The sequence below is a fragment of the Bacillus sp. ISL-4 genome, assembly GCF_018613275.1.
GTDB classification, from domain to species: Bacteria; Bacillota; Bacilli; order Bacillales; family DSM-1321; genus Peribacillus; species Peribacillus simplex_E.
The window spans coordinates 25,545-49,799 of sequence record NZ_JAGGQN010000050.1 but is presented as its reverse complement, the minus strand read 5'-3'; the positions used below and the strand labels follow the sequence as shown (position 1 = coordinate 49,799).

General features: G+C 39.6%; 22 protein-coding genes. 8 read left to right on the top strand and 14 right to left on the bottom strand.

What is annotated here, in order from left to right:
* Positions 1 to 347: 347 nt before the first annotated feature.
* The gene (locus J7J00_RS24340; RefSeq protein WP_214795342.1) at positions 348 to 3,521 is read right to left on the bottom strand and encodes an ATP-binding cassette domain-containing protein; all 3,174 of its coding nucleotides are present in this window, start codon (positions 3,519 to 3,521) and stop codon (positions 348 to 350) included.
* Between the two features lie 246 nt (positions 3,522 to 3,767).
* Between J7J00_RS24340 and J7J00_RS24335 the strand changes: the two genes are divergently transcribed.
* The 3 genes from J7J00_RS24335 to J7J00_RS24325 all read left to right on the top strand — a co-directional run bounded on the left by J7J00_RS24335 (position 3,768) and on the right by J7J00_RS24325 (position 5,044).
* Complete coding sequence (locus tag J7J00_RS24335) at positions 3,768 to 4,187, top strand: MarR family winged helix-turn-helix transcriptional regulator (RefSeq protein WP_214795340.1); 420 nt, start codon at positions 3,768 to 3,770, stop codon at positions 4,185 to 4,187.
* A gap of 20 nt (positions 4,188 to 4,207) precedes the next feature.
* Positions 4,208 to 4,600 (top strand): rhodanese-like domain-containing protein, encoded by a 393-nt coding sequence (locus J7J00_RS24330; protein WP_214795338.1) that lies wholly within the window; start codon positions 4,208 to 4,210, stop codon positions 4,598 to 4,600.
* A gap of 120 nt (positions 4,601 to 4,720) precedes the next feature.
* Positions 4,721 to 5,044: an EVE domain-containing protein gene (locus J7J00_RS24325; protein WP_309487239.1), complete on the top strand. Its 324-nt coding sequence runs from the start codon at positions 4,721 to 4,723 to the stop codon at positions 5,042 to 5,044.
* Positions 5,045 to 5,152: 108 nt separating this feature from the next.
* On the opposite strand, the gene sspL is transcribed toward J7J00_RS24325, so the two are convergent.
* The 3 genes from sspL to helD all read right to left on the bottom strand — a co-directional run bounded on the left by sspL (position 5,153) and on the right by helD (position 8,040).
* Positions 5,153 to 5,284, bottom strand: coding sequence for a small, acid-soluble spore protein L (gene sspL / locus J7J00_RS24320; RefSeq protein WP_034304091.1), 132 nt, complete (start codon positions 5,282 to 5,284; stop codon positions 5,153 to 5,155).
* Positions 5,285 to 5,409: 125 nt separating this feature from the next.
* Entirely contained in the window at positions 5,410 to 5,625 is a 216-nt protein-coding gene (locus tag J7J00_RS24315) for a hypothetical protein (RefSeq protein WP_214795336.1), read from the bottom strand.
* Positions 5,626 to 5,706: 81 nt separating this feature from the next.
* A complete protein-coding gene (gene helD / locus J7J00_RS24310) occupies positions 5,707 to 8,040 on the bottom strand; it encodes an RNA polymerase recycling motor HelD (protein WP_214795334.1) in 2,334 nt (777 codons plus the stop codon).
* A gap of 372 nt (positions 8,041 to 8,412) precedes the next feature.
* Between helD and J7J00_RS24305 the strand changes: the two genes are divergently transcribed.
* On the top strand, positions 8,413 to 8,670 hold the full coding sequence (locus tag J7J00_RS24305) for a zinc ribbon domain-containing protein (protein ID WP_214795332.1): 258 nt from the start codon (positions 8,413 to 8,415) through the stop codon (positions 8,668 to 8,670).
* 123 nt (positions 8,671 to 8,793) lie between these two features.
* Here J7J00_RS24305 and J7J00_RS24300 read toward each other — a convergent pair whose 3' ends face one another.
* Both J7J00_RS24300 and J7J00_RS24295 read right to left on the bottom strand, forming a co-directional pair.
* On the bottom strand, positions 8,794 to 9,714 hold the full coding sequence (locus J7J00_RS24300; RefSeq protein WP_214795330.1) for a response regulator: 921 nt from the start codon (positions 9,712 to 9,714) through the stop codon (positions 8,794 to 8,796).
* Positions 9,711 to 10,982 (bottom strand): sensor histidine kinase, encoded by a 1,272-nt coding sequence (locus J7J00_RS24295; protein ID WP_214795328.1) that lies wholly within the window; start codon positions 10,980 to 10,982, stop codon positions 9,711 to 9,713. Before J7J00_RS24295 ends, J7J00_RS24300 begins: the two co-directional genes overlap by 4 nt.
* A 196-nt stretch (positions 10,983 to 11,178) precedes the next feature.
* Between J7J00_RS24295 and J7J00_RS24290 the strand changes: the two genes are divergently transcribed.
* Entirely contained in the window at positions 11,179 to 12,450 is a 1,272-nt protein-coding gene (locus J7J00_RS24290; RefSeq protein ID WP_214795326.1) for a cation:dicarboxylate symporter family transporter, read from the top strand.
* Between the two features lie 330 nt (positions 12,451 to 12,780).
* Here the strand turns inward: J7J00_RS24290 and J7J00_RS24285 are convergent, their stop codons facing one another.
* Both J7J00_RS24285 and J7J00_RS24280 read right to left on the bottom strand, forming a co-directional pair.
* On the bottom strand, positions 12,781 to 13,758 hold the full coding sequence (locus J7J00_RS24285) for a 2-hydroxyacid dehydrogenase (protein ID WP_214795324.1): 978 nt from the start codon (positions 13,756 to 13,758) through the stop codon (positions 12,781 to 12,783).
* Between the two features lie 95 nt (positions 13,759 to 13,853).
* Positions 13,854 to 15,176 (bottom strand): Nramp family divalent metal transporter, encoded by a 1,323-nt coding sequence (locus J7J00_RS24280; protein WP_309487238.1) that lies wholly within the window; start codon positions 15,174 to 15,176, stop codon positions 13,854 to 13,856.
* A 451-nt stretch (positions 15,177 to 15,627) separates the two neighbouring features.
* Here J7J00_RS24280 and J7J00_RS24275 point away from each other — a divergent pair, with 451 nt between their 5' ends.
* Positions 15,628 to 15,939 (top strand): hypothetical protein, encoded by a 312-nt coding sequence (locus tag J7J00_RS24275; protein ID WP_214795320.1) that lies wholly within the window; start codon positions 15,628 to 15,630, stop codon positions 15,937 to 15,939.
* A gap of 191 nt (positions 15,940 to 16,130) precedes the next feature.
* On the opposite strand, the gene J7J00_RS24270 is transcribed toward J7J00_RS24275, so the two are convergent.
* From J7J00_RS24270 to J7J00_RS24260, 3 genes are read right to left on the bottom strand one after another with little or no spacing between them, the layout of a single operon-like run.
* Entirely contained in the window at positions 16,131 to 16,886 is a 756-nt protein-coding gene (locus J7J00_RS24270) for a 3-hydroxybutyrate dehydrogenase (protein ID WP_214795319.1), read from the bottom strand.
* Positions 16,887 to 16,924: 38 nt separating this feature from the next.
* On the bottom strand, positions 16,925 to 17,356 hold the full coding sequence (locus J7J00_RS24265) for a lipocalin-like domain-containing protein (protein WP_309487237.1): 432 nt from the start codon (positions 17,354 to 17,356) through the stop codon (positions 16,925 to 16,927).
* 40 nt (positions 17,357 to 17,396) lie between these two features.
* Positions 17,397 to 18,710, bottom strand: coding sequence for a GntP family permease (locus tag J7J00_RS24260; RefSeq protein ID WP_214795317.1), 1,314 nt, complete (start codon positions 18,708 to 18,710; stop codon positions 17,397 to 17,399).
* A gap of 416 nt (positions 18,711 to 19,126) precedes the next feature.
* On the opposite strand from J7J00_RS24260, the gene J7J00_RS24255 reads away from it, so the two are divergent.
* On the top strand, positions 19,127 to 20,026 hold the full coding sequence (locus J7J00_RS24255; RefSeq protein WP_214795315.1) for a LysR family transcriptional regulator: 900 nt from the start codon (positions 19,127 to 19,129) through the stop codon (positions 20,024 to 20,026).
* Positions 20,027 to 20,081: 55 nt separating this feature from the next.
* On the opposite strand, the gene J7J00_RS24250 is transcribed toward J7J00_RS24255, so the two are convergent.
* The 3 genes from J7J00_RS24250 to J7J00_RS24240 all read right to left on the bottom strand — a co-directional run bounded on the left by J7J00_RS24250 (position 20,082) and on the right by J7J00_RS24240 (position 22,506).
* Entirely contained in the window at positions 20,082 to 20,615 is a 534-nt protein-coding gene (locus J7J00_RS24250) for a competence protein ComK (RefSeq protein WP_214795313.1), read from the bottom strand.
* A gap of 488 nt (positions 20,616 to 21,103) precedes the next feature.
* Positions 21,104 to 21,415, bottom strand: a complete 312-nt coding sequence (locus tag J7J00_RS24245; RefSeq protein ID WP_214795311.1) for a protealysin inhibitor emfourin — start codon at positions 21,413 to 21,415, stop codon at positions 21,104 to 21,106.
* Positions 21,416 to 21,447: 32 nt separating this feature from the next.
* On the bottom strand, positions 21,448 to 22,506 hold the full coding sequence (locus tag J7J00_RS24240; RefSeq protein ID WP_214795309.1) for a M4 family metallopeptidase: 1,059 nt from the start codon (positions 22,504 to 22,506) through the stop codon (positions 21,448 to 21,450).
* A 384-nt stretch (positions 22,507 to 22,890) separates the two neighbouring features.
* On the opposite strand from J7J00_RS24240, the gene J7J00_RS24235 reads away from it, so the two are divergent.
* A complete protein-coding gene (locus tag J7J00_RS24235) occupies positions 22,891 to 24,234 on the top strand; it encodes a PepSY-associated TM helix domain-containing protein (protein WP_214795307.1) in 1,344 nt (447 codons plus the stop codon).
* Positions 24,235 to 24,255 lie beyond the last annotated feature (21 nt).

The following is a 24,255-nucleotide window of genomic DNA, read 5'->3' as shown; positions in this document are numbered from 1 at the left end:
CTCACTATTCGGACTCTGAACCTCTTTTATATTCAAATAGAAGTCCGCCATTTACAGCGGACTTTTAGTTTGTAGACAAAAGGGGTTCTATCTAAATTTTAAAAACAAAGTTGATTGGAACGGATGGTACGAGACTCCTGCGGGAAAAGCGAGTCCAAGGGAGACCCCACAGGCGCAAAAGCGACGAGGAGGCTCCCGGACCGCCCGCGGAAAGCGAGTGCCTGGAGTGGAAATCAACGGGCAAAGTTTAAAAACCTAAAAATATTGTAGACAAACCCGATTTTCATCGAGTTTGTCTACAGTCTGAGTCCGCTATTACGGCGGGCTTTTTGCAATAGAGTGCTGTATTATTTATTTTTTTGTTCAAGGCATTGATAAACCGCCATCATATCTCGTTTGTTCAGCTCACGAATCCGGGCGAAAATCGGGATATCGGCAACGGCCTCAGTACGTTCACTTTCAGCTACAACATCGCTTACTTTCCCTGTCAGCCAGGTCTGTACGTCGATGTCTTCGACGATTGCTTTACGCCCTTCATCATTGATGCCACTGGCATGACAACTCACACAGGGTATGGTTAATTTATATACACCGTCATGGAGGTTATCTTCTGAAATTACTTTCTTTCCATTACAGAATGGGCATTTATGAGTTGCTTTAATTTTATTGATTTGGGTAACGATTTTTTTGTAGCCAAATGTTTCATAGACATAGGTTAGTTTTTTGTATTTGCCATTGGTGAAGTATTTATCAATAATGGTTTCTCTTGTTTCGTTAATATCGGCAAAGTCACAGATGGTGATCTGGTTTTTGCTGCTGATTGCTTCGATATTGCCTTTGATGCTGTCCCAGAATGGCAGGGTATTTTGTAAGACCACTTCATAGCCGACGAAGCTTGCCAGTTCCAGTTCGAGCATTTTCAACGCTGCTTTTGTTTCCCGAGGAAGGAATGAGACATCATCAGTAAGTGCGATATCGCCGCCTAGGATTGCTTTTAGTTTTTCCAGTTCTGGCAGCTTCCCGACAATTTTGATGACTTCATCAATTGGCTGTTGGATGATATCGCGAATGTCTGTATTACCAAATACCAGTTTTTTATGATGGTTCAGGATCGTTCCTTGACAGACTGGACAGGCGATCATCTCTTTTGATGCTTTCATCTGCTCTTTAATGATCGATTTCGATATGAACATATAACGTCCAATGATGAAATTGAATCCTTCCCAAATTCTTGATGCCTTGCCTGCTTTATCATAAAAGGACTTTTCCCAATATCCATATAAGAAGGTTTGCTTTTCTGCATCTGTCATCTCATTATAGCTTTTACTAATGTCGTGACCGAGTTCGTTCTTGATCTCATCAAACAGGAATTGCAGTTTTGAATGTTGATAATATTTTAATACTTCCATCACGTCCGGATGTAATAAGCCATCCCAGAATGGCACGTTTTTGTCTTGAATGACGACATCAAAGTCAAATTTTTCAATGACCCGGCGGCCCGAACAGCTTGGACAATGATTTTCTGCAGAATAGAAATCAAAGCTTCTTGTATCTTTATTGGTCGGATGTGCAGCGACTAGATGGTTGATCATTCCGCCCACTTCATAAAGAAACGTAAATTGGCTGTATAAGTGCCGTTCAAGATCGATGGCGATCACAGGTGCAATCGTGTCTGACTCGTATTCACCATAAATCACACGGGCAATTGGTGATAAGCTTTTTAAAATGCCGCCCTTATAGACGTTCTCTGCCTTTTTGAAATAGTCCAAATGATTTTCCTGTAAATAATTGATACCATTTTTTGACCGAAGTGTGGAAGAGATTTGCAATGGCTCCACTCGATCTCCACTGTCTTTGTGACGATAATGCTCATCATGACTGACAACATCAAGATGTTGGACAGGTGCAAGCTGTCTTTTACCAAAATCAACGATATAATCCGAGCTTTCCAGCATATAACCATTATGCTCAATCATGATGATGGAGACGGATTCATCCTCCAGGATGACCCTGACACTATCGATGAATTGGTTTAAAATGTTTTGCGATAACCCTTTTGAAGGCTCGTCAAAAATGAACAGCGTGTGTGGGTTTCTTGTCTTTGCGAACAGCTCGGATACTAAGTGGACACATTGAAATTCACCCGTCGATAGTGTTTGTGTTTTTCTTTCTAACGTCAAATAACCAAGGCCAAGTTTGATCAATAAGCTCAAGCGTTTATGAGCGATGTCTTCCTTTGGCAATTCTTCGATGATATCTTCAATCGAACGCAGAAAAATATCATCAATTTCATCACTGTATTTGGTAAGTTTCTTTTTAATATCAAGAAACGTCGCAACGGTTGATCGACTTGTAATCGATTTGTTTCGGTCCTGCCCGACCATGACCAGTTTATCCTTTGGATACCGTTTCTGAAAATCCTTGGAGATACATTCATTGACAAGTGTAGATTTACCGCATCCCGACTCACCCGTAAAGGTAACGAGCCTATTCTTGGGAATCCGGATTTCCTTCATTTGAATATTACGGCAGTAAAGATCCTGAAATTGATAGTATTCCGTTGGCGTCGCTTCATTTCGTTCCCAGCTGATTGGTTTGGGACGTGGTGATTCCTCAACGATTTTCCCGCCATATTTTCCGCTGCCAGGTCCAAAGAATAATTGTTCATCTGTGCTATCTAACACCGTGTCCGAGTGATCAATGAGCCAAATTTGATTTTTATAACCTAATTGCTCAATCTGTTCCAAAATTTTTAATAGGGTTTGATGATCAAGACCGACGGAGATTTCATCAATGATGATCACGGTATTTTCACTTGTTGCCATGAATTCGGCCAAATACAGCCGGGTTAATTCTCCCCCTGACACTGTCCCCATAATACGGTTCAAGCCTAAATAGCCAATATTCATATTGATTATATTTTGGAGAATATGCTGTTTAGCTTCACTAATATGTAATGTCTCTGCAAGTGAAAGGATTGTTTCAATGCTTAAGTTGTTGATATCGGAAATAGTATGCGGGCGATCTAATAATTCAATGGTATATTGCTCGACGTCTTGATTGTAGCGTTTCCCCTCACACTTAGGACACTCGACATTTTTCGTCGTACCGCGCCCTTTACAGCTAGGACACCAGCCTAAGGCATTATTAAAGGAAAAAACTTCCGGAGAAAGATTGAATTTTTCAGCAAGACAAACACGAATCTCTTTAAACACACCAGTATGTGTGCCAATGGTTGAACGGGGATTGGCTGAGATGGATGATTTGCCGAGAAAAAGGACAAGCGGCATTTCTTCCATCTTGATGGCGCTGAAGTTGGTTTCCATAATAGTAGGAAATAAATACTGATATTCAGACTTCGGCAATAAGGACACGAGACGCTTTTTGGATTCTTCCCCAATGGTTTGACAAAAAGTCGTTTTCCCGGAACCGGATAAACCAGCAATTCCTAATGATTGATCGTCTGGCAGTGCTGCATCTAAATGGTTTATATTGTTCGCTATTAATCGATTTATTTTCATTTGTAACTCCTCTCCATTTTATTAAGCTCAGTCTTTCATATTAGCACAGCGACAAATGTATTTGGCGTTTTTTTAAAAGGCAGCTCCATCCTGCTATTCTTTCACATTTCACTGCTTCAAAAACGTAATATGCGATAAAAAAAGGGCTGATATATGCAAACACTATAAATATTTATTGTTTTTCGGAAATTAATCAGTTAAACTGATTATATTAATAACTGATTATCACAGGAGGTGAAAGTTCAATTGAATAAATGGAATCAATCTTATGGTTTTTTACTTGGAAAGGCTTTGCAGCAAATGGAAAGTAAGTTTGCTGAAGGACTTATCCCATTTGATATTAACTCCAGACAATATGGTGTGCTTTTATTCATTCAGGAAAACCCTTACTCATCACAAAAAGATATTTCTGAAAACCTACAAATCGATCGGACGACAATGGTGAGTCATATTGACCATTTGGAAAAATTGGGATTTGTTGAGAGGACAAGAAATCCTAATGACAGAAGGTCCTATAGCCTTCTGATTACTGAAAAAGGCAATGATGTATTGGATTCGCGTTGGGAATTTTTAACTAATGTAGAATCAGAAGTTTTAGACCCTTTAAATCAGCAGGAAAGACTATTGCTTAAAGATTTTCTCGTAAAAATTTGGAGGTCACTATAGAAAACAGGAGGTAATAAAATATGAACGCACTTGATTATTTTAATGCACGTCTTCAAGCAACAATAAGCCCTATGGATTATTCGAGATCCAAGCAAATGGATCCCGAGAAGTACTTCTTAATCGATGTAAGAAACGGTCCCATTCATTTAAGAAGTTTAACCATTAAGGATGCTAATGTTATACCTGAACAAGAATTACAGAATCGTTTAAATGAAATACCAAAAGAAAAGGAAATCATTGTTTATTGCTGGGATGTCTGGTGCAATACTGCTGCCAAAGTGGCAAAGGTTTTATTAGAACGAGGTTATAACGTTAAAGAGTTGACCGGGGGTATTGCGGCGTGGCAGGAGATGAACTTTCCTGTTTCAAAATCAACCCAAGATGATAACATAAGTGATAATTGCGGTTGCTGACTCAAGTGCAAAACAATACAAGGTATTGGATTGGAGTTGCTTCTCGCGACCATGTAATGAAGGGTATCGATGGTGGATTCGCCCAAGGTTTGTCATGGGAAAGAGGCTCCTTTAAAAAAGATGAAAAATGGGGATTGGATCATTTATTACTCTTCAAAGGTAAGTCTTAAGCAAAGTACTCCGCATCAAAAATTTACTGCTTTAGGGAAAGTTATCGATGATGATGTTTTTCAATTTGATATGGGAAATGATTTCATGCCTTTCCGAAGAAATATAGATTTCATCAGTTGTACAGAAACATCGATTCATCCATTAATTCCACACCTCGCTTTCATTAAAAATGAGAAGCGTTGGGGTTATCCTTTTCGATTTGGCCATTTTGAGATAAGTGAAAAAGATTTCAAACTAATTGCAGAAAAAATGGTGGAAGTTAAAAGTTTCTAATCTAAACTAGTCCTGTCTTCCCTAAACACATTTATATAGCATAAAGCCCCTCTCGACTAAGAGAAGGGCATTCTTTATGAAGTATGACCATATTTTTGCCCAATGCGCTTATTTTGTATTGGACTTTTTTGCCTTGTTTTCAAGATCGCTTTTTGGCTCAGTGGAGAATTCCACATCTTTTCCATGTCCCTGCGGGTTAACACTTGGTGCGATGCGACCTCTTCCTGTCTTTTTACTCATTTCCTTCACCTCCAAGTATATTATGTCCGAACTGTTATAAATTAAAAACGAGGTCGTACCCAATAAAAAACCTGCATAGAACCAAAGTCTACACAGGTTTCAAAAAAGCTGTTTGTTGGAAGGTCCTACTTTAAAAGACGAGTGTAATTAAATGTGTCTTTGTTCTGAGGAATATCGCGATTTTCTTTCCCGGCAGGCTGTACTGCTCTTCCTGTATTTCCACTATAGCCATCTTCCACGGGCCCTGGATAATGATAATGACCATCATTAACTGTTTGAGTTGTTGATTCACCCGTCACCTGGCTTCCTCCCGTTTCCACCTGTTCTTTCTCGTTAGTCAATTCATCTCCTCCTTTTCTAAAGATTCTTTATAGTATTTGATAAAAGAACAATAAAATTAAAGGAGAAAAAAGGAAGCGCTACTATGTCAGAAGTAAACGCTTCGTTGCATCGTTTTGCAAGAAAGGACTGGGTTCGCTAACCGTATATATGTGTAAGTCATGCATAGCCCTGGTACATGCGGTGTAGAACAATCTTCGCAGGCTCTCATCACCGTATGTTTGCACAGATGCATCATATATGATTACAGCATCGAATTCGATGCCTTTGGCCAAATAAGCCGGAATAACAACAACACCCTGTTCATATTCATTCGTGCCTTTTTGTACGAGTTTAATTTCACCAAGGATACTAAGGGCATCGTATGCAGCGGCACTTTCGGCAGCGGATTTACATATTATTGCGATGGTATTATATTCACGACTTTGAAAGTCTTTGACTTTAGCCGCGATTTTGTGGTGCAATTCATCACGGCTGGACACTTGAGTCAATACAGGCCTCTCGCCTTCACGATCGAATGCCTTAATTCGATGGCCTTCAGGAACTAGTTCACGTGTAAATTCTATAATCTGCTTTGTGGATCTGTAGCTTTGATCCAAGGTTATACTCTCGGTTTCACTTATTCCGTATAAACTGGTAAGAGTCTGGAAATCCACCCGTTCGCTGGCATGTGCAAATATTGCCTGGTTAAAGTCACCGAGCACGGTCATCCTTGCTGATGGAAACAACCGTTTCAAAAACTCGAATTGAAATGGAGAATAGTCCTGTGCTTCGTCTACAAGCACGTATTTTATAGAAGTATTCGTCTGAAATCCTACAATTAGCTCCTTCAGCAGCAAAAATGGTGTCGCGTCTTCGTAATGCAGTTTACCTTCGTCCAGCATTTTTTGCGTTGATATACATATTTCCCTTTCGACAGGTGTTTCACCCTCATTCCACAGTTCACTCCGTATTTGTTCGTCAAAGAGTTGCTTGTATATTCCCTTAATATTGATAAAATGAAGTGCTTCTACCCGTTTGCGTAACGTCTTCAATTTCTTGCGAACAATCATACGCGTGAGCATTTTATGCTCTTTCTCATAATCGTCAAAGGAATCTTCATTAAGGCCGCGTTTTTTCTCTAGGTAGGTGTATACCTTTTGATAGTCTTCTTTGCTGAGGTACTCGATTTCCTCCTGGACCCAAGGTTTTCTCAACTCAGACTTTTCCGTTTCATCAAGTAACTCACATAACCACTCTTTCAACTTTTCAACCCTATTGTGAAAACGTATTGTGGTATCTGTGTTATAAAATCTTTCTGAGATTTGTTTGGCGGAGACGAGCGTTTCCCCCCGGAACTTTAACCCTCTAAAGATCATTCCAGATCGTTCTAGTGATTGTCTGTATGTTTTGATTATCTCAAAGAAACGAATCGATGCCTTAAATTGGATGCTCGCTGTCCTTGTGCTATAGGAAGGATCGTCCGCTGCAGTCAACAAAAATTCTAATTGCTCATAAGGATCCTCAACTTGAAACGAGTCAGTCAGACGATGGTCCAAGTATTCCTGGAATGTTACCTGCTGCATATTCTCTTCGCCAAGTTCGGGCAACACATTTGATACGTAGTTATTAAACATTGAGTTAGGAGAGAATAAAATGATTTGGTCGGCTTTTAGCCTTTCACGATTTTTGTAGAGCAAGTAAGCGATCCGTTGGAGGGCAGCTGATGTCTTGCCGCTGCCAGCGGCACCTTGAACAATGAGCAGACGTCCGCGATCGTTCCGGATGATCCTATTTTGCTCCCGTTGAATGGTGGACACTATACTGTGCATATGCTTATCTGTTCCCTTGCCAAGCACCTGCTGCAGGATCTCATCTCCAATGGTGAGACTCGTATCGAACATTGATTCGATAACGCCTCCCTTGATGATATATTGCCACTTTTTCTCCAGCATCCCAGAAATCATGCCTCCGGGAGTAGAGTATTCTACGGGGCCGGGAGGATAGTCATAATAAACACTCGAAATCGGAGCCCTCCAATCGTAGACAATGAAGTTTTCTCCTGTTGTATCAGTAAGAGTGGAGGTCCCAATATAAATATGTTCCGTAAGGGCGGACCCTTCTTCAGTGATATCGATCCGACCGAAATAAGGAACTTCCTGCATACGGCGCAGTGTAGATAGCCTCTTGTAGGAATATCTATGTGCTCCTTCGCGTTCTGACAAGGCTTGAGCCTGTTGCCTTAAGCCAATGATGGTCTCGAGGTAATCATCGAAAGTATCCATATTAACCTTGAGGTCATCCCAAAAGTGTTTACGGATATTAACAACTTCTTTTCTGCGCTGGGAAGTTTCTCCTTCAATTTTGCTGATTTGTTTCGTAATTGTTTCTATCACCCCATCCAAACGTTCTTGCTCCTGCCGAATTTCATCGTTCATATCAGACACTCCTTCAAAAAATAAAAATAGGGGTTGACTAGAGGTGAGCTTTACCTTATACTTATAGTAAGGGATAAACTGTTATTGTATATTGACAAATGTGTTTCTATACTAATTTATCACATTTTCAGAACTATATCAATGTATATTGCACAACAGTTGCCATAATAACTCGTCATTTTAAACTCTAATTTAACATGTAAAGCCTTAACCAGTTGAGCGAGTAGCTTGACTGGTTATTTTTATGATTATTTGAAAACCTAATGCTTCGCTAGTCCTGCCTTTCATAATAGCTGCAACACCCACGTCAACTTGACTTAATTTTGTTTGTTAGATAATGTTTAGAATAAAACATTTGCAGGAGAATTTATAATGAAAAAATATAAAGCATGTCAGAGTTGCGGAATGCCGCTATCTAAGGATGAATTAGGTGGAGGAACGGAAAAAGATGGTAGTAAAAGCACTAAATATTGCAGCCATTGTTATATAAATGGTGAATTCACTCAAAACATTACTGCGATGGAAATGCAAAAATTTGTTCAAAGTCATATGATGGAAAATATGAAAATGCCTAAATTTATGGCTAAGTTTTTTACTAGAGGCATCCCAAAGTTAGAGCGATGGAATTAATCAACTATTAGAAAACAAAAAGACAAATCCATATAAACGGGTTTGTCTTTTTGTTTCTTCCATTGAAAAATATGAAAATGTTTTTGTGAATTTTCAATCTATTATACTTGTGTTTCTGGTTTATTATTTCATCATCTGTCTTGCTTCCATAAACAGCACTTGGATAAACTTTTTCATGTTATTACGGCTCTGGCTGCTTACTTTTTTGCTTTTGTCTTCTAGCTCCAACATTTTTTTGCGGACTTCCGAGAAATCAAAAAATGTGGATGAATAGGCTTCGAATTTTGGATTCATATAATCCGTCAATCCTAGTGAAGCGATATGGATGAGGGCCTGGTTAAGAGCGCGGCGGACACGCTGCTCAGAGGCTTTCATTTCTTTCTGGATTTCGGCCTCTTTCGCTTGATCTCCCAGCTTTCCAGCAGCAATTCCAGCAAAAATTTCCTTTAAATATGGAAACGTGTAGGCGGAACCAAGTCTTTTCTTTTCACTTTGAAGGAATCCTAAAATGTTTAGTAAATCCTCGCTTCCCCCTTCGCCAATCATACCTAAATCGGAAATTAAGGAACGTCCGGCTTCGATAATATTTTTTGTATGAGAGGAGGACACTTTCGAAGACTTCGGGCGGCCCGTAAACACGTTCAACGATTTTTGAATGCCCTGGATCGATTGATCCACCAGTATTCTCTCGTTCACTTTGTTTAATATGCATGAAATTTCAACTTGGTTCAGCGGTTTTGTAATGTAGTATTCCGCCCCTAATCTATACGCCTCTCCAATCAGTTCTTTCGATTCCACTTGCGAAATCATCACAAACTTTCCTTGAAATCCATCAGCAAGAGCCCTGATCGTTTCAATTCCGTCCCTAATTGGCATGAGCAAATCGATTAGGACAATGTCTGCCTTTTTAAAAGACAGTACGCCATTATTCACTAACGATCCGTCTTCTGCTTCTCCCACAACTTTGCCTAAATCTTCGTCTTCAATCATCTCTGTCAGCATTCCTCTAATGGCAGGATCGTCATCTATAATGAAATAATTCATCTCGTTAACCCTTTCTCCATAATCGCATCAATCGGAAGTTCTACGCTGAATACGGTTTCTTTATAGTTATCCATTAACCTGATTTGTCCTCCAAATTTTTCAACAGTTTGTTTCACATACGATAACCCGATTCCTGTCGAAGGGTTTCCCGCCTCATCGAATTTCTTTGTGTATCCTGCTGTAAAAATGACTTCCTTCTGCTTCGGTGCAATGCCGGGGCCATTGTCACTGATGCAAAACTCCGCGAATTGATCTTTCCTTTTCACATGCAATGATACGTATCCCTCTTCTTTGATCGCTTCCACTGCATTGGCCAATAAATTATTTATTAATGATAATACCATATATACTTGGTAGGGCGGATGGTCACCATCTATATGCAAGGAAAATGAAATATCTTTGCGAAGGGACTCAGCATATCGTCTATTGGATACAATCATGATGTTACCAAGCTCTTCGATATTCATATATTCCTGCAGGTTTTCGGAAGACATGAGTTCCGACAGCCCCGCATAAATCCGCTGGTTATCTTTTTTGATTTCATGCACGAGACCGGCAATCTGCAAGGCCGTTTGCGCATCGCTTCCATTAGTCCCCTCTGATTTTAATCGACGGTAAAAGTCATAACAAGTGCGGGTGATTTCTTCCGCATTTTGCATCGTTTTCTTCAGTTGAACCGATTCCTCATACAAACTTGAAATGAAAAGCAGCATTTGTTCCTTTTGCATGCGCTGCTCCGCTTCTGCGAATTTTGCTTCTCTCAGCTTTAATATATTAAAAAAGCCGAGAACGAAAAAGCTTCGAATAAAGGCAATTAAAACGAGCTGGTCAATGGCTAGCAAGGGTGTGTCCTGATTTGCCAAGAAGGAACGGATCGCCATTTCGGATACACTTGCAAAAAGCTCGATCAATACCCCTAAAAGCCCGATCATTAAAGGCTGTTCGTGGCGTTCGTTCAATTTAGTCTTATGAAATGCGAACGCGTAGATGAAATAATAGAAAAAGGCGGGAAAATGAAGATACATCGCTTCCTCAACAGATATGTCCCGTATTCCGACAGCCAGTGAAAAACGATAAACAAACACACTCATCCCCGTTAAAATGCCTGCAATAATCGGGTGGATCCCCCTTCCCCATAGCAAAAACAAGAAAAAGACGGGAGTTCCCAAACTGACTCTGAATGTACCGTCGAATGGATAAAACTTGAATTCACCCGCAAGAGGCACCGCAATCATAATCAATAATAATATCCTTATACTCTTTTTCAACACGGTCCCTCCCCAGTCACTTTATAAAAACATAACACATGAAATGGTTAAAAAGAGAGAGGGGTTTTAACTGAAATTTTTATTTTTTCTATTACTTGTAAATATCAGTAGGTTTCAGTAGGTTCCGGTAGGCTGATCATAAACTTAAAATAATCTAAAAATTGAAAGCGTTAACAAAATGATAGGGGGAATTCAAATGAAAAAGTTTGGCTTAGCTACTCAAATTTTTATTGCACTTGTACTAGGTATTGTAGTCGGTGCTTTATTCCATGGTAATGAAACAGCCATGGCCATTATGGTACCTATCGGCGATATTTTCATTCATTTAATTAAAATGATTGTCATCCCGATCGTCATGGCAGCATTAGTGGTCTCAATAGCGGGAGTCGGCGATATTAAAAAACTAGGGAAATTAGGCGGGAAGACCCTTCTTTATTTCGAGATTGTCACCACAATTGCCATTGTTATTGGATTACTGGCGGCAAACTTGTTCCATCCGGGGACTGGTTTAGATACAAGCAGTCTTGAAAAAAGTGATATTTCAAAATATGAAGAAACAACAAAGACGGCTGGAAGCAGTGGCTTTGGTGAAACAATTTCACATATTGTTCCTCAAAATGTATTTGAATCAATGGCTCAAGCGGATTTATTACCGATTATCTTCTTTTCTGTTTTATTCGGCTTAGGTGTGGCTGCGATAGGCGAAAAAGGAAAGCCTATTCTTGGATTCTTTGAAGGTGTCTTGGAAGTTATGTTTTGGGTGACGAATCTAGTCATGAAATTTGCCCCTTTTGGTGTGTTTGCACTCATTGGTGTAACTGTTGCCAAATTTGGTATCGAAACATTAATTCCTTTAGGGAACCTGGTAATTGCTGTTTATGTGACGATGATATTCTTCGTGTTCGTCATTCTTGGAATTATAGCGAAAATGTCTGGTACAAGCATTTTTGTTATCCTGAAAGTGTTAAAGGATGAACTGATTTTGGCCTTTACAACAGCAAGTTCAGAGTCGGTATTACCAAGGCTTATGGACAAAATGGAGAAGTTTGGCTGCCCTAAATCCATTACTTCTTTTGTTATTCCAACAGGCTATACGTTTAATCTAGACGGCTCATCGATATACCAAGCACTTGCTTCACTTTTCGTGGCACAAATGTATGGTATTGATCTGTCCATTACACAACAGATTACTTTGTTACTAGTATTGATGTTAACGTCAAAAGGAATGGCTGGCGTTCCAGGGGCGTCATTCGTTGTTGTTTTAACAACACTTGGTTCAATGGGACTGCCGTTGGAAGGTGTTGCGTTCATTGCCGGTATCGACCGAATTTTGGATATGGGAAGATCAGCGGTTAATGTCGTTGGGAACTCATTGGCGGCGATTGTCATGTCGAAGTGGGAAGGCGGATTTGACCAGGATAAAGCAAACCATTACGTTGATTCCATTAAACAATCAGACGTAGCATAAACTATATCCATATAAATCATCCCCTCCTTTATAGAGAGGTTTCTGATTTCTAAAACAAAGGTGATTGGAACGGAAGGCACGAGACTCCTGCGGGAATGGTGCATCCAAGGGAGACCCCGCAGGCAGCGCCGAGGGCGGACCAACCGCGGAAAGCGAGTGCCTGGAGTGGAAATCTATAGTAACAAGCTTGTCTACAGCCTGAAGCACTCCTTTATAGTGAGGGCTTGTTTGTTTTGCAGAAGAAGTAAAAATATTGAATAATTCGAGATCAAAAAAAAGATAGCCCCAAATAAGGCTATCCATCTTAATCTATAAATGCTGTTTAAGAAATCACTTCACCTTTACACCAGCTTTAATCAAGGTAGGCGGAGTTTCTCCCTGTAATCCGGCTACAAGGTTGGTTGCTGCCAGCATCGCCATTTTCAGGCGGGTTTCATATGTTGCGGAACCGATATGAGGCAAAGTGACGACATTCTTCATGGAAAGCAATGGATTGTCTTCCATGACGGGCTCTTGTACAAAAACATCCAGTCCTGCCGCGTGAATTTCACCGTTTTTAAGCGCAGTGATCAAGGCTTCTTCATCAACGGTTTTCCCTCTTGAACAATTGATGAAGATGGCAGTCTCTTTCATGAGCTTGAATTCTTTTTCCCCCATCATCTTTTCAGTTTGGGGAGTCAGCGGTGTCATCAAGCAGACAAAATCAGATTGCTTTAAAAGTTCTTCCAGAGAACAGTATGTAGCTCCATACTTTTGTTCTGCTTCTTCATTTCTAGATCTGTTGTGATAGAGGATGTTCATATCGAATCCAAAACGTGCCCTTTTTGAAACGGCAGAACCTATTCCGCCCATGCCGATAATCCCTAATACTTTATGATGGACGTCCACCCCAAACGATTTTTCTCCGATGTTCGATGTCCATTGCCCTGACTTTACCATTTGATCCATCTCTGGCATTCTTCTCGCTGTGGACAACATCAAGCCCATAATCGTATCTGCGACTGTTTCATTCAATACCTCGGGAGTGTTCGTGGCCATGATTCCTCGATTGGACAGCTCCGTTATATCCAAATTGTCATAACCAACTGACGAATTACAGACGATTTTTAATTGCGGTGCTTGATCCAGTAAAGTTTTATCCACTTTTAATCCTGAACCTAATATACCTTGTGCGTTCCTCAGCTCTTGAAGAAATTCAGGATAATTTTGTGAGTCAAGACCTTCAAAATAAACGACATCACAAGTCTTTTGAATATAATCCAACACTTCTTGATCCACTTTCTTATAAATGATTACTTTCGGTTTCATCATTGATACCCTCACTTCCAATAAAGTAGGACCCCATCGGGATCAAATGCAGACACATGTATTTTGAAATACCTCTACCTATAATCTACCATTATTTAAAAAAAGGTTGTAGCTAATTGAATGGCGGACCAAACCGCTAAAATGGAAGCTAAAGATAGAATAATATTTTCGAACCAATTGTTTTTATATTTTCCCATTAAGCTTTTTTTATTTGATAGCACCAGCATCCCAATTGCGATAATAGGAAAACCGATTATGTTTATTGCATTTACGCCAATTGTCAATGCGATGAAACCAGGCATGCCGGGGATGGACCAAATGATTGGGGTAACCAATACAAAAATTATAACCCATTTATACATTGGATCTTTTTCATATTTACCATTGTACTTTTCGCGACGATCCTTATTTATTACGTAAAAGGCATCTACTATCAATCTAGGAAAACCAGTTGACTTGCCTACTACACTCGCGAACAATACGCCAAATACACCAAGATAGAAAATGTACCAGCCAAATTGTCCTAACGACATTTGTAATGCCATTGCCAAGTCATCAATCGTTTCCACATGAATTCCCTTCGGTTTTAAAATTTCTGCCCCAACAACCCAAATGGCCAAATTAATCACGATGCAAACTCCGATGGCAAACAGCAAATCATTTCTTTGAACCTTTACATGACTCGGTTTCGTCCAGCCCTTTTCCTTCATGAAATATGGATGAACAAAGTTCGAAATCGATCCTGCCACTGCACCGATAATTGAAATCGCTACCAATAATGCTCCGTGAACGCCAGTATCACTTGGAATGCTAAAACCAACTGTTCCCTTAATGATTTGCCCCACATCCGGTGTTGCTTGAATGGCCAGGAACAAGAAGGCAATGGTCAATAATGCCAAAAGTACTTTCATTACACTTTCAATTCTATTATAAATATTTCTGCCAATAAGCATAAAAACTAATCCCACAACTACCATTGAAGCTAAGAATGGCTGGTTAACATGGAATAGGGTCGATAATACCTCTCCCGCTCCCTTAATCATATATGCATTAAAAAGATGACCCATTATTAATGCATAACCAAACATGAAGTAACCGAAGAATGGGTGGATACGTCCATATCCTTCAAGTATGGTTAACCCCTCTGTGTTACAGAGCTGGAATCTGGCGATAACATTAACGATAAGAAAACGAAGGATTAATGACAGAGCTAAAATCCACATTAAGCTATATCCATAATCAGCCCCGGCAACCGATGAAGTCACCAGATCTCCGGCTCCAAGCCACGTTAACACGGCAAGAATCCCCGGACCATAAGATGTTTTGAACTTCGTGATGAAGTTGGGTTTCTTACTAACGACCTCCGGAACAATCACAGTAGATTCAGCAAGGTTTGATTGATTTTTCAAGTTATTCACTCCATTCCAACGATTAATGTATTCGCTTTCATTTTTTCTAAAGCATTCATACTTTGATAACTCTAGACATACAGATATTGAAATTATGACAAGACTTATGTCATTTTCGAATCGACATAAAGTGTACGCTACAATATGTGGTCATGCTTCATGTTGAAGTGAATCAGCTCGTAAAAAAAGCTCCCCCTCCATTTGATTGAATGTTTTGACTATTTACATTGAAATTGTAAGACAATTTAAAATGTAAGTCAATAATAATATTAATAAGTTTTTTTAATATCTTTTCATAAAAAAAACCTTTTGGCCCTTCGTACTTGATGACAATTCAAGAAAATTGGCGTTGTTGCGGATTAGAAAAGACAGAATTCGTTACTATACGGATAAGGGATAAGTACAGCTTGCGAATAGATTAATGCCATCGGCGGATAATATAAGCGAAGGAGTGATATATATGTCACAAGATAATAACAATGATTCATTTAATAATGCCGGGAACCTTGATAGAGACCTAACTAATAATCCCACTAATAATAATGATGACAACGATACAATTGACAGACCTGTAATGATTAATGATAGTTTGAACCCCGGATTTCAAAGAGAAGAACGTCCTGTGCCTAATGGTAATATCCCAACAATAGAGGGAGTTGCAAACATTAAAGAACGTTTTCCTTCGGACCATGAGAGACTTATGAGCAGAATCAATCTTGGTGATGCACTTATAAATCGAGAAAATACGCATACTGGACGGTTTGAAAGATAAAAAAGATGTCTTAAATCGGGTTAGTGGAAGATTAACCGCGAGAAAAAAGCTAAAGACCTGTATAGGCTTTAGCTTTTTATTAATTTTTCGAATAAAAGCATAGAGAAGACCGCTGGTGCCAGTACACCAAACGGTCATGTTATAGAAGGTTCCCCGGGAAGGGGGAATACTATGTGTAACAAAATTATATATTATATTCCGCCAGTAACGCCGATTTCTTCACCAGTGATGGCTGCTGCACCTTCTGAAGCAAGGAATACGGCTGTTGCACCAATTTCTGCTGGTTCGAGTAAACGTTTGATCCATTGTTTGCCTAGGATGTGGTGGTTTAATGCTTCTTCAACTGTTGTACCATCTTGTTCTGCAAGGATTGGCAGTTGTTTTTCGATTAATTCCGTACGTACTGGTCCGGGCATGATCGTATTGCATGTAATGCCATTCAATGCATTTTCCAGTGCGGTTACCTTTGTAAAGCCAACTTGACCAAATTTTGCGGCACAATAGGCAGATTTGTATGCATCCGGGATTCGGCCGTGTGCAGACGAAATATTGATGATGCGTCCTTTTTTCTGTTTTTGCATGGTTGGCAGTGCATGTTTGGTCAATAGGAAGGTTCCTTTAAGGATTACATCATTCACAAGGTCCCATTTTTCTACTGGGAAATCTTCGACTGGAGAGATGAATTGCAGTCCTGCGTTATTGACTAATACATCAATAGTGCCTCGTTCCGCAATTACTTTTTCAATGGCTGCCTTTACGTTTGGTTCGTCTGCTACGTTCACTTTGTAGCCTTTTGCATTGCCTAATTTTTCAGCTGCACTTATAGCCGCCTCTTCATTTAAATCAAAGATGGCTACAAAATCCCCATTATTGATGAAGGATTCTGCAATAGCGTACCCAATCCCTTGTGCTGCCCCTGTTATGATTACTGTGCGTTCGTTTGTCATGATACTTTCTCCCCTTGTTACGTATTTTCGATAGAATTTCAGTTTTTATTTACACGTTTCCAAATCAGTTTGTCTTCTGGGTGAAGTCCATTGTAAATAACCACTTGGTCTCCTTCAATTTTCGCGATTCGAGGCTGTGCCTGGCTAAGCCAGGTTGGATTCATACTGACATCCATATGATGAATCAACTCACGTTTTTCTTCATCCACTTCAAAAGGACCTGAATAGGCTAAATATCCATGTGCCGCTGCTGCCATTTCCGCTGTAGTGCCTGTGTGCAAGTCCCCGGATTTATATGCAGGTCGTCCAGATGCCATGAGCTGGGCAGACATATATCCATCGGGATTATACATAATGAAGCCTTTTGCGTCTTTGCCCAATGGATAAAGCACGTTACCATCAGCGTCTTGCGTTTCATATGAAACCAATGACCATGTACCGATCACTTGTTCACGCATTGATTTTGCCACTCCATATCACCTCCTTAAATTGGACCATCCCAGGATGTGTTTAATAGAACATGATGCCTAGCACCAATGCGGCGATCAGGCCCAATAAGTTCGGTAATGTCATGCTATAGAAGGAATATTTAAAGGCATTTTTATGATTCAAGCCTGTCAATGCGAACAATGAAAGAATGGCACCAGCATGCGGTAAGCCTGTAAATACAGACGATGCAATGGCTGAAATTCGGTGCATTGCCTCCGGATTCACTCCCATATCAAGGTATGATTGTGCAAATGCCTCCATGGCGATCCCAAGGCCCCCTGATGAAGAACCTGTAATGGCGCCAAGTGCGGCCGATGCGACTGATAAGCTAATCAATGGATTCCCCGGAATTCCTAAAATGAAATCCGAAATCACTTTGAACCCTGGTGCCATCGTGATCACGACACCGAAAGCAACGGTTGCTGACGTAAAGAAAATGGGTGTGACCGATCCATCCGCACCTAAGCTAAGTGCCATTTTGTGTGACGGAATATAAGTGTGGAAAAATACAGCTGCCACTAATATCGCTGCCGCCAAGCCTATTAATACGATATTGGCAACATTCATGGCACTTCCTTCAAAAATGATGATGATTAATACCAGAATCGGTAAAATGCTTATGAAAAAGGAAGGGATCTTTTCTTTTAAGATGACTTTTCCTTCATCTTTATCTGCATACAGCTCAAATGTTTCACCATTCTTCAAGCTTTTATTCAATGTGTATCTTAAATAAAAGACACCAACTGCTATTGCGATAAAAGTTGTGACGATTCCAATTAAAGGCGCTGCCGTTAACGTCGTGCCCAAATATGTCGTGGGTACAACGTTTTGAATGGATGGCGATCCAGGAAGCATCGTCATTGTAAATGTCCCGATTCCCATAAATACCGGTATCACGACTAAATTCCATCCGATATTCAATTGCTTAAATAATGGCTTCGCTAGTGGAACGACCACGAATAACACGACAAATAAACTAATGCCACCGAAAGTTAAAATGGCACTGATTGCATAAATGGCCATTAATACAGAAAATGGTTTTTCTGTACCAGTGATGGACAGTACCTTTTGCGCAATTGCCTGCGCTGCACCGCTTTTCTCTATATACTGTGCTAAAATGGCACCTAATAAAAAGATACCGAAATAATTTATTAAAAATCCCGTTAAGCCTGTCATGAATGATGTTTCATTTCCAATTAAAGAAGGAAAGAAATTCATGCCATTCGTCACGATGACTACAATGGAGGCTAGCGGGGCAATAATGACTATGCTAAAACCCTTCATTGCCAGAATGACGATTAAAGCAATTGCAATTAAAATTCCGATTGTACCCATAATGTGCACTCCTGTTACTCTCTATATTTTGTTAAAATAGTTGGTGAATATTAGCAAATGCTGGCTGCTTACTTAATCCATGAAAGGAGTCTCTATAATCCAATAAGGGTTCCTTCATAAAAAAACACCAAGGAAAAAATTTCATTGGATTTATCTTTCATCATTTAAAAAGATGTGAGATCAAAATTCATCCTTAACTGGCTCCAAGCCAATTTTGCTGTTTAGTGAAGGTATCCCCCTCTTTCTTTTCCCCTATACTGTTATACCTGGATTGAAGCATTTGTTACTTCCCTTTTCCCCATCGAAATGTTTTAAGCATCAACTACTATTCAAATATAATATTTTATAAAATATAAGTGAAATATATAATAATGATATATTCTATAAATTTTAGTAATAAATAAGGACGTGCAATCATGGATTTCAAACAAATACAGTATTTTACTGAAGTCGTTAATCATGGCAGCTTTTCTAAAGCGGCTGAACACTTATTCTTATCACAGCCAAACATCAGTAAATCCATTAAAGATTTAGAAAAGGAACTGGATGTTAAGCTGCTGACCAGAACCACAAGAAAGATTGAGCTTACTGATACAGGTAAATTACTTTATCAATACAGTCAACGCATTTCCCAATCAATCGAGCATTTTTATGACGAATTGGATGATATAAAGAATAGTAAAAAGGGAAATATAAAAATGGGCATTTTTTCTACGCTAGGAACGGACATTTTCTCTGAACTCATGGCTCTATTCCACAAAGAATATCCCCTCATCACTGTGCGTTTTGTGGAGGATGGCGCCCTCCATTTAAAAAACACCCTACTTCAAGGCGAACTTGATTTAGTGGTGATGCCCCTGCCGATTGATGATGAGTTTGAAAGCATTCCATTCATGAAAGGCAATTTATGTCTTGTTGTCCATCAGAATCATCGGCTTTCCGATCAAGAAACGGTAATGTGGGAAGATTTAAAGGAAGAAAGCTTCATCATTTTTCGGGAGGGCTACCAAGTCCATGAATTGATCATGCAGGCATGTAAGCTAAACGGATTTGAACCAAACGTCATTTGCGAAACTTCGCAGTGGAAATTCATCATGGAAATGGTCTCCTTTAATCAAGGAATAACGATCCTCCCTCAAAGTGACCTAGAGCAAATTGATGTCAGTGAAGGAAAGATTAAAGTCATTCACCTTAACCCCAGTATTAACTGGCAAATCGGCATCGCTTGGAAAAAGGACAGTTATCTCTCATACGCAACTAGAACATGGATTGATTTCATTAAAACTAAACTAGAAGGCAGCAGAAACGATCAATGATATGTTGGAAATAGAAAAGACCGCCAATTCGGCGATCTTCCTCTCATTGATTTAATTATTCCTTCCCTTTCACCCTGTAATGGACCTCTCCAGGTTCTTTACAAAAGGTGATTCCGCTTCCCGGTTCGTAATTAAAGGTCTTTTTGCCTAAAGAGCGTTCATGGAAGGTCGTTTGCAGATAGGATGCTTGATCCCTTTTGAAGGCAAGCTGATTTTTGCTTAAGTCTACAGGGAGGCAATGTCCGTAGTTTGTGTGGACCAAGGTTTCTTTTTCGTTCATTTCTTCGAGATCACGAATGTGGATGTAGGAAAACCAGATCCCTCCCCTTTTCCGGAAAGAGCGGGAGGAGAACCAGACCATTCCCAGCTGGGCGTTTATGCAGACAGGCAGTCTGTATTTTCCGCCAAGCACGGATTTGGCTGCTGCAAGTCCACCATCCAGATCCAGTCCAAAGTGGTTCAGCGTGTTATTCAGGATTTCCTGTCGCGGTTGGGCAACATGGAATGTGTTCTCTCCTTCCACTACCATGGTCATTTCTACACCATTTGGATCGTAACTCTCCATCATTCCCACTGTTTCTTTATTCATTATATAGTTTTTGCGAATCATCCTTCCATTCACTCCCCGTTTCCCTATTCATTTTTTTTGGAGTATACTGGATATAGAGGCAGGTATACTCCTGCTCCCAAGCCCTTAGGTGATGTCTTCCAGGACGTCCTCACCTAGGGGTTTTTATATTTCTGTCTATCGTCACTTTCATTTCTTGATATGCCATTCACCTCCATGCGACTATTATCCTATTTTATGAATTTTTTGTAAAATCCATCTGATTTTACCTCTATCAAAATTCGTTCCCCTTTGTGACTGCATTGCCTGTTTAATTGGCTCACTCTATACAAAATCTCGAATTTCCTTTTAAAATCTGCTGCTCAGATTACTATTTTCTTGTTAATTTGTGTCCATTTAGAGAACAAACAGCCAAAATTCATATAAAAGTGAAATAAAATGACATTTTTGTGAAGTTTTAAGACACGTCAAAAAAAGTCTATCGTGATGATAGACTTTTTTTGACGTGGTTATTCTGCCATCTTTTTTTCAATCGCTAAATTCCGTAAATAATCCAACAAGGGCCGCACGTCCTCTGGAGCTGTTATGTCAGTAAACGTGAAAGACTGCTTCTTCTTTTCATCTGCTATATCCAGTTGGTATGAAAACGAGTCGAACCCTTGCGCTTTTACTTTTTTACTTTCGGCAGCATTAGGAAGGTCAGCTGTCTTCATTAAGTTCTGCAATTCCTCATTTTGCTCTTTCGGCAATTCATCCGTATCTATCTGGCAATTCAAGTCGAGGTTGGCAAATCCCCCTATGCAGCTAAATTTGATATGCATGTTAGATGAGTCCTCCTATTCATGGAATATGACTACTCAGGCAATCCAACCGCTTTAAAAGCATTTTCAATTGTTCCAATAGCTGTTTCAGGCACTTCTCCGCTATCAACAAGTTTTTGCGCTGCTTTGATGACAATTTGCACGAATTGATTGAAGTTTGCCGTTGCAAATAAATTCTGCATCGCATTGAACCAGATCAAAGCCGCCTTGTCCGTTCCGATCTCCATGGATACTAGATAAAAGGCTTTGTTCGGTATACCGCTATTGATATGGACACCATGATTATCGCGTTCACCTTTATAGAAGTTCTTCATATGATCAGGCTGAATATCTTTACCCATTAACTTATTGTCAAATGCAGTACCTGGCGCCTTCATTGAACGGAGTGCCTGCCCTTTCAGTGTTGGTCCCATTATATCAGCACCGATTAACCAATCGGCATCTCCTGCCGTTTGCTTTAAGTGAAATTGTTTAATGGCAACTCCAAACACATCCGAAAGATGTTCGTTCAAAGCCCCGGACTGACCTTCATACTCCAATCCACTTGTGAACTGCGTAACCCCATGTGTCAGTTCGTGTCCAATTACATCGAGTGAATTGGCAAAATTGCTAAAGATGACCCCATCGCCGTCACCAAATACCATTTCATCCCCATCCCAATAGGCATTCGTGAATTTATTCCCATAATGAACGTTCAGAATGAGATCAAGGCCTTGGTTATCAATTGAATTGCGGTGCAAGACATCCTTGAAATAGTCACGCACAACTCCGCTATAATCGTATGCAGCGTTAACAACAGGGTCTGCACTTGATCGATCTCCTTCTTTCCTTGCCTCATTCTGCCGGAGTTTCGTTCCCCCTTTACAATCGTAAACATGTCGGGCAGATTCACCTTGACGTTCAGATCCTGCATCCGTTAAAGCGACAACACCGTCAATATCATAATCTTTAAAGATTCTGCGCCTGCGCATTTGACGGCTTTTCGCTAAACTGATCCGTGCTTCTTCCACTTCATTTTGTGCCAAATTCTCAAGAATATAGTTAGGTACGATGAAACACTGACACTTTTTGGAACAATCCTTATTATGCATATTCGTCACTCCTTTAAAGTTTTTTACGATTTACACAATTTCTTTTTTCAAGAGTGCTGCTTTGCTTCATGCGTTTGTCTTCAACATCGGTTCATTAGCCGTTTACCTGATCCGTTTACATTGAGATCTTGATGCTTATCTTCATCACATTTCTATAGATTACTTTCGCCGTATTTACCTCATTTCCCTTCATTCCATTCTTACTCTACTACTTGCTGCAAGTTCACTCCTTAGTTACAGTCGTTCTAATTAGTCGATATGACCATTTAATCTTTAACAAATACAAACTTCCTTTTTTAAAATAAATTTCATATTTTTCTCACAATTTTCTTTTATCATCTATTATAGGTGAATTTATTAGTATTACTCGGAGGTTCTGTATAAATGGAAACTAAACAACCAAACACCTCTCTGTATAGAACAGTATGGAGATGGCATTTTTACGCTGGAATTTTTTTTGCACCCTTACTTATTATTCTGGCAGTTACTGGCTCAATCTATTTATTTAAGCCACAGATTGAACAAGTGCTTTATCAAAACTACCAAGAGGTTATTCCGCAAGGAGAAAAGATACCAGCATCCCAGCAGATTGAGTCAGTGAAGAAACTTTACCCTGATGCAGTAGTGACAAAGTATCATCCTGGAGAAAATGCATCTCGTTCAAGCGAAGTAAGCATCACTTCTAATAATGAGTCCCTTACCATTTTTATAGATCCGTATACAGGTAAATCTATTGGAGAGTTAAATGATGAAGACAGAATTATGGATAAAATCGAAGAAATTCATGGTGAACTGATGGCCGGCACCTTGGGAGATAGAATTGTAGAGTTGGCTGCGTGTTGGGCAGTTGTGTTAATTGTTTCTGGTCTTTATTTATGGTATCCCAAAAGTAAGCTAAGACTTTCTGGTGTTCTTTTTCCAAGAATAAATAAAGGAAAAAATAACTTCAGAAGAGATATACATGCAGTACCTGCCTTTTGGATAACTGCGGGCATGTTATTTTTAATTATGACAGGATTGCCTTGGTCTGGTTTTTGGGGAAGTAATTTTCAATCGTTAGCTACCAATTCCGGATCTGGGTATCCTCCTTCCATATGGACAGGAAGTGCTCCAACATCCTCAATTAAAACAAAAGACATTGTAGATGTTCCTTGGGCAGCAGAAAATTTAGATGTACCTATCTCAGATATTCAGGGGTTTATCCCAGTCTCCATTGATGATGTAGTCACGATAGCGAGTCGTGAGGGTATGCATCCAAGTTATAGCATTAATATTCCAAATGAAACTGATGGCGTTTATACATTGTCAGCTTTTCCACCGAAAGCACAAGATGAAGCGACTATACATATTGACCAATATTCCGGTGCAGTTCTAGCTGATTATCGTTATGATCATTACGGTTTAATAGGAAAAATAGTTGCTTGGGGAATTACCTTGCATAAAGGGACTCAATTTGGTTTGATTAACCAAATAGTCAGCCTTCTTATATGTTTAGGAATCATGCTTGTTGCATTTAGTGGTTTTTATTTATGGTGGAAGCGAAAGCCGAAAAACGGATTCGGTGCACCAAAAGCTCCTAATATAAAGAACATGAACTTCTTTTTATTTCTGTTAATAGGTCTAGGAATTTTGTTTCCTTTGGTTGGTTTGTCTCTTATTGTTGTTTGGCTAATTGACTGGTTAATTATTAAAAGAATTTCTGCAGTTAAGAAGTTTTTGAATGCATAATTTGAAATGTAAAGGGTGGCT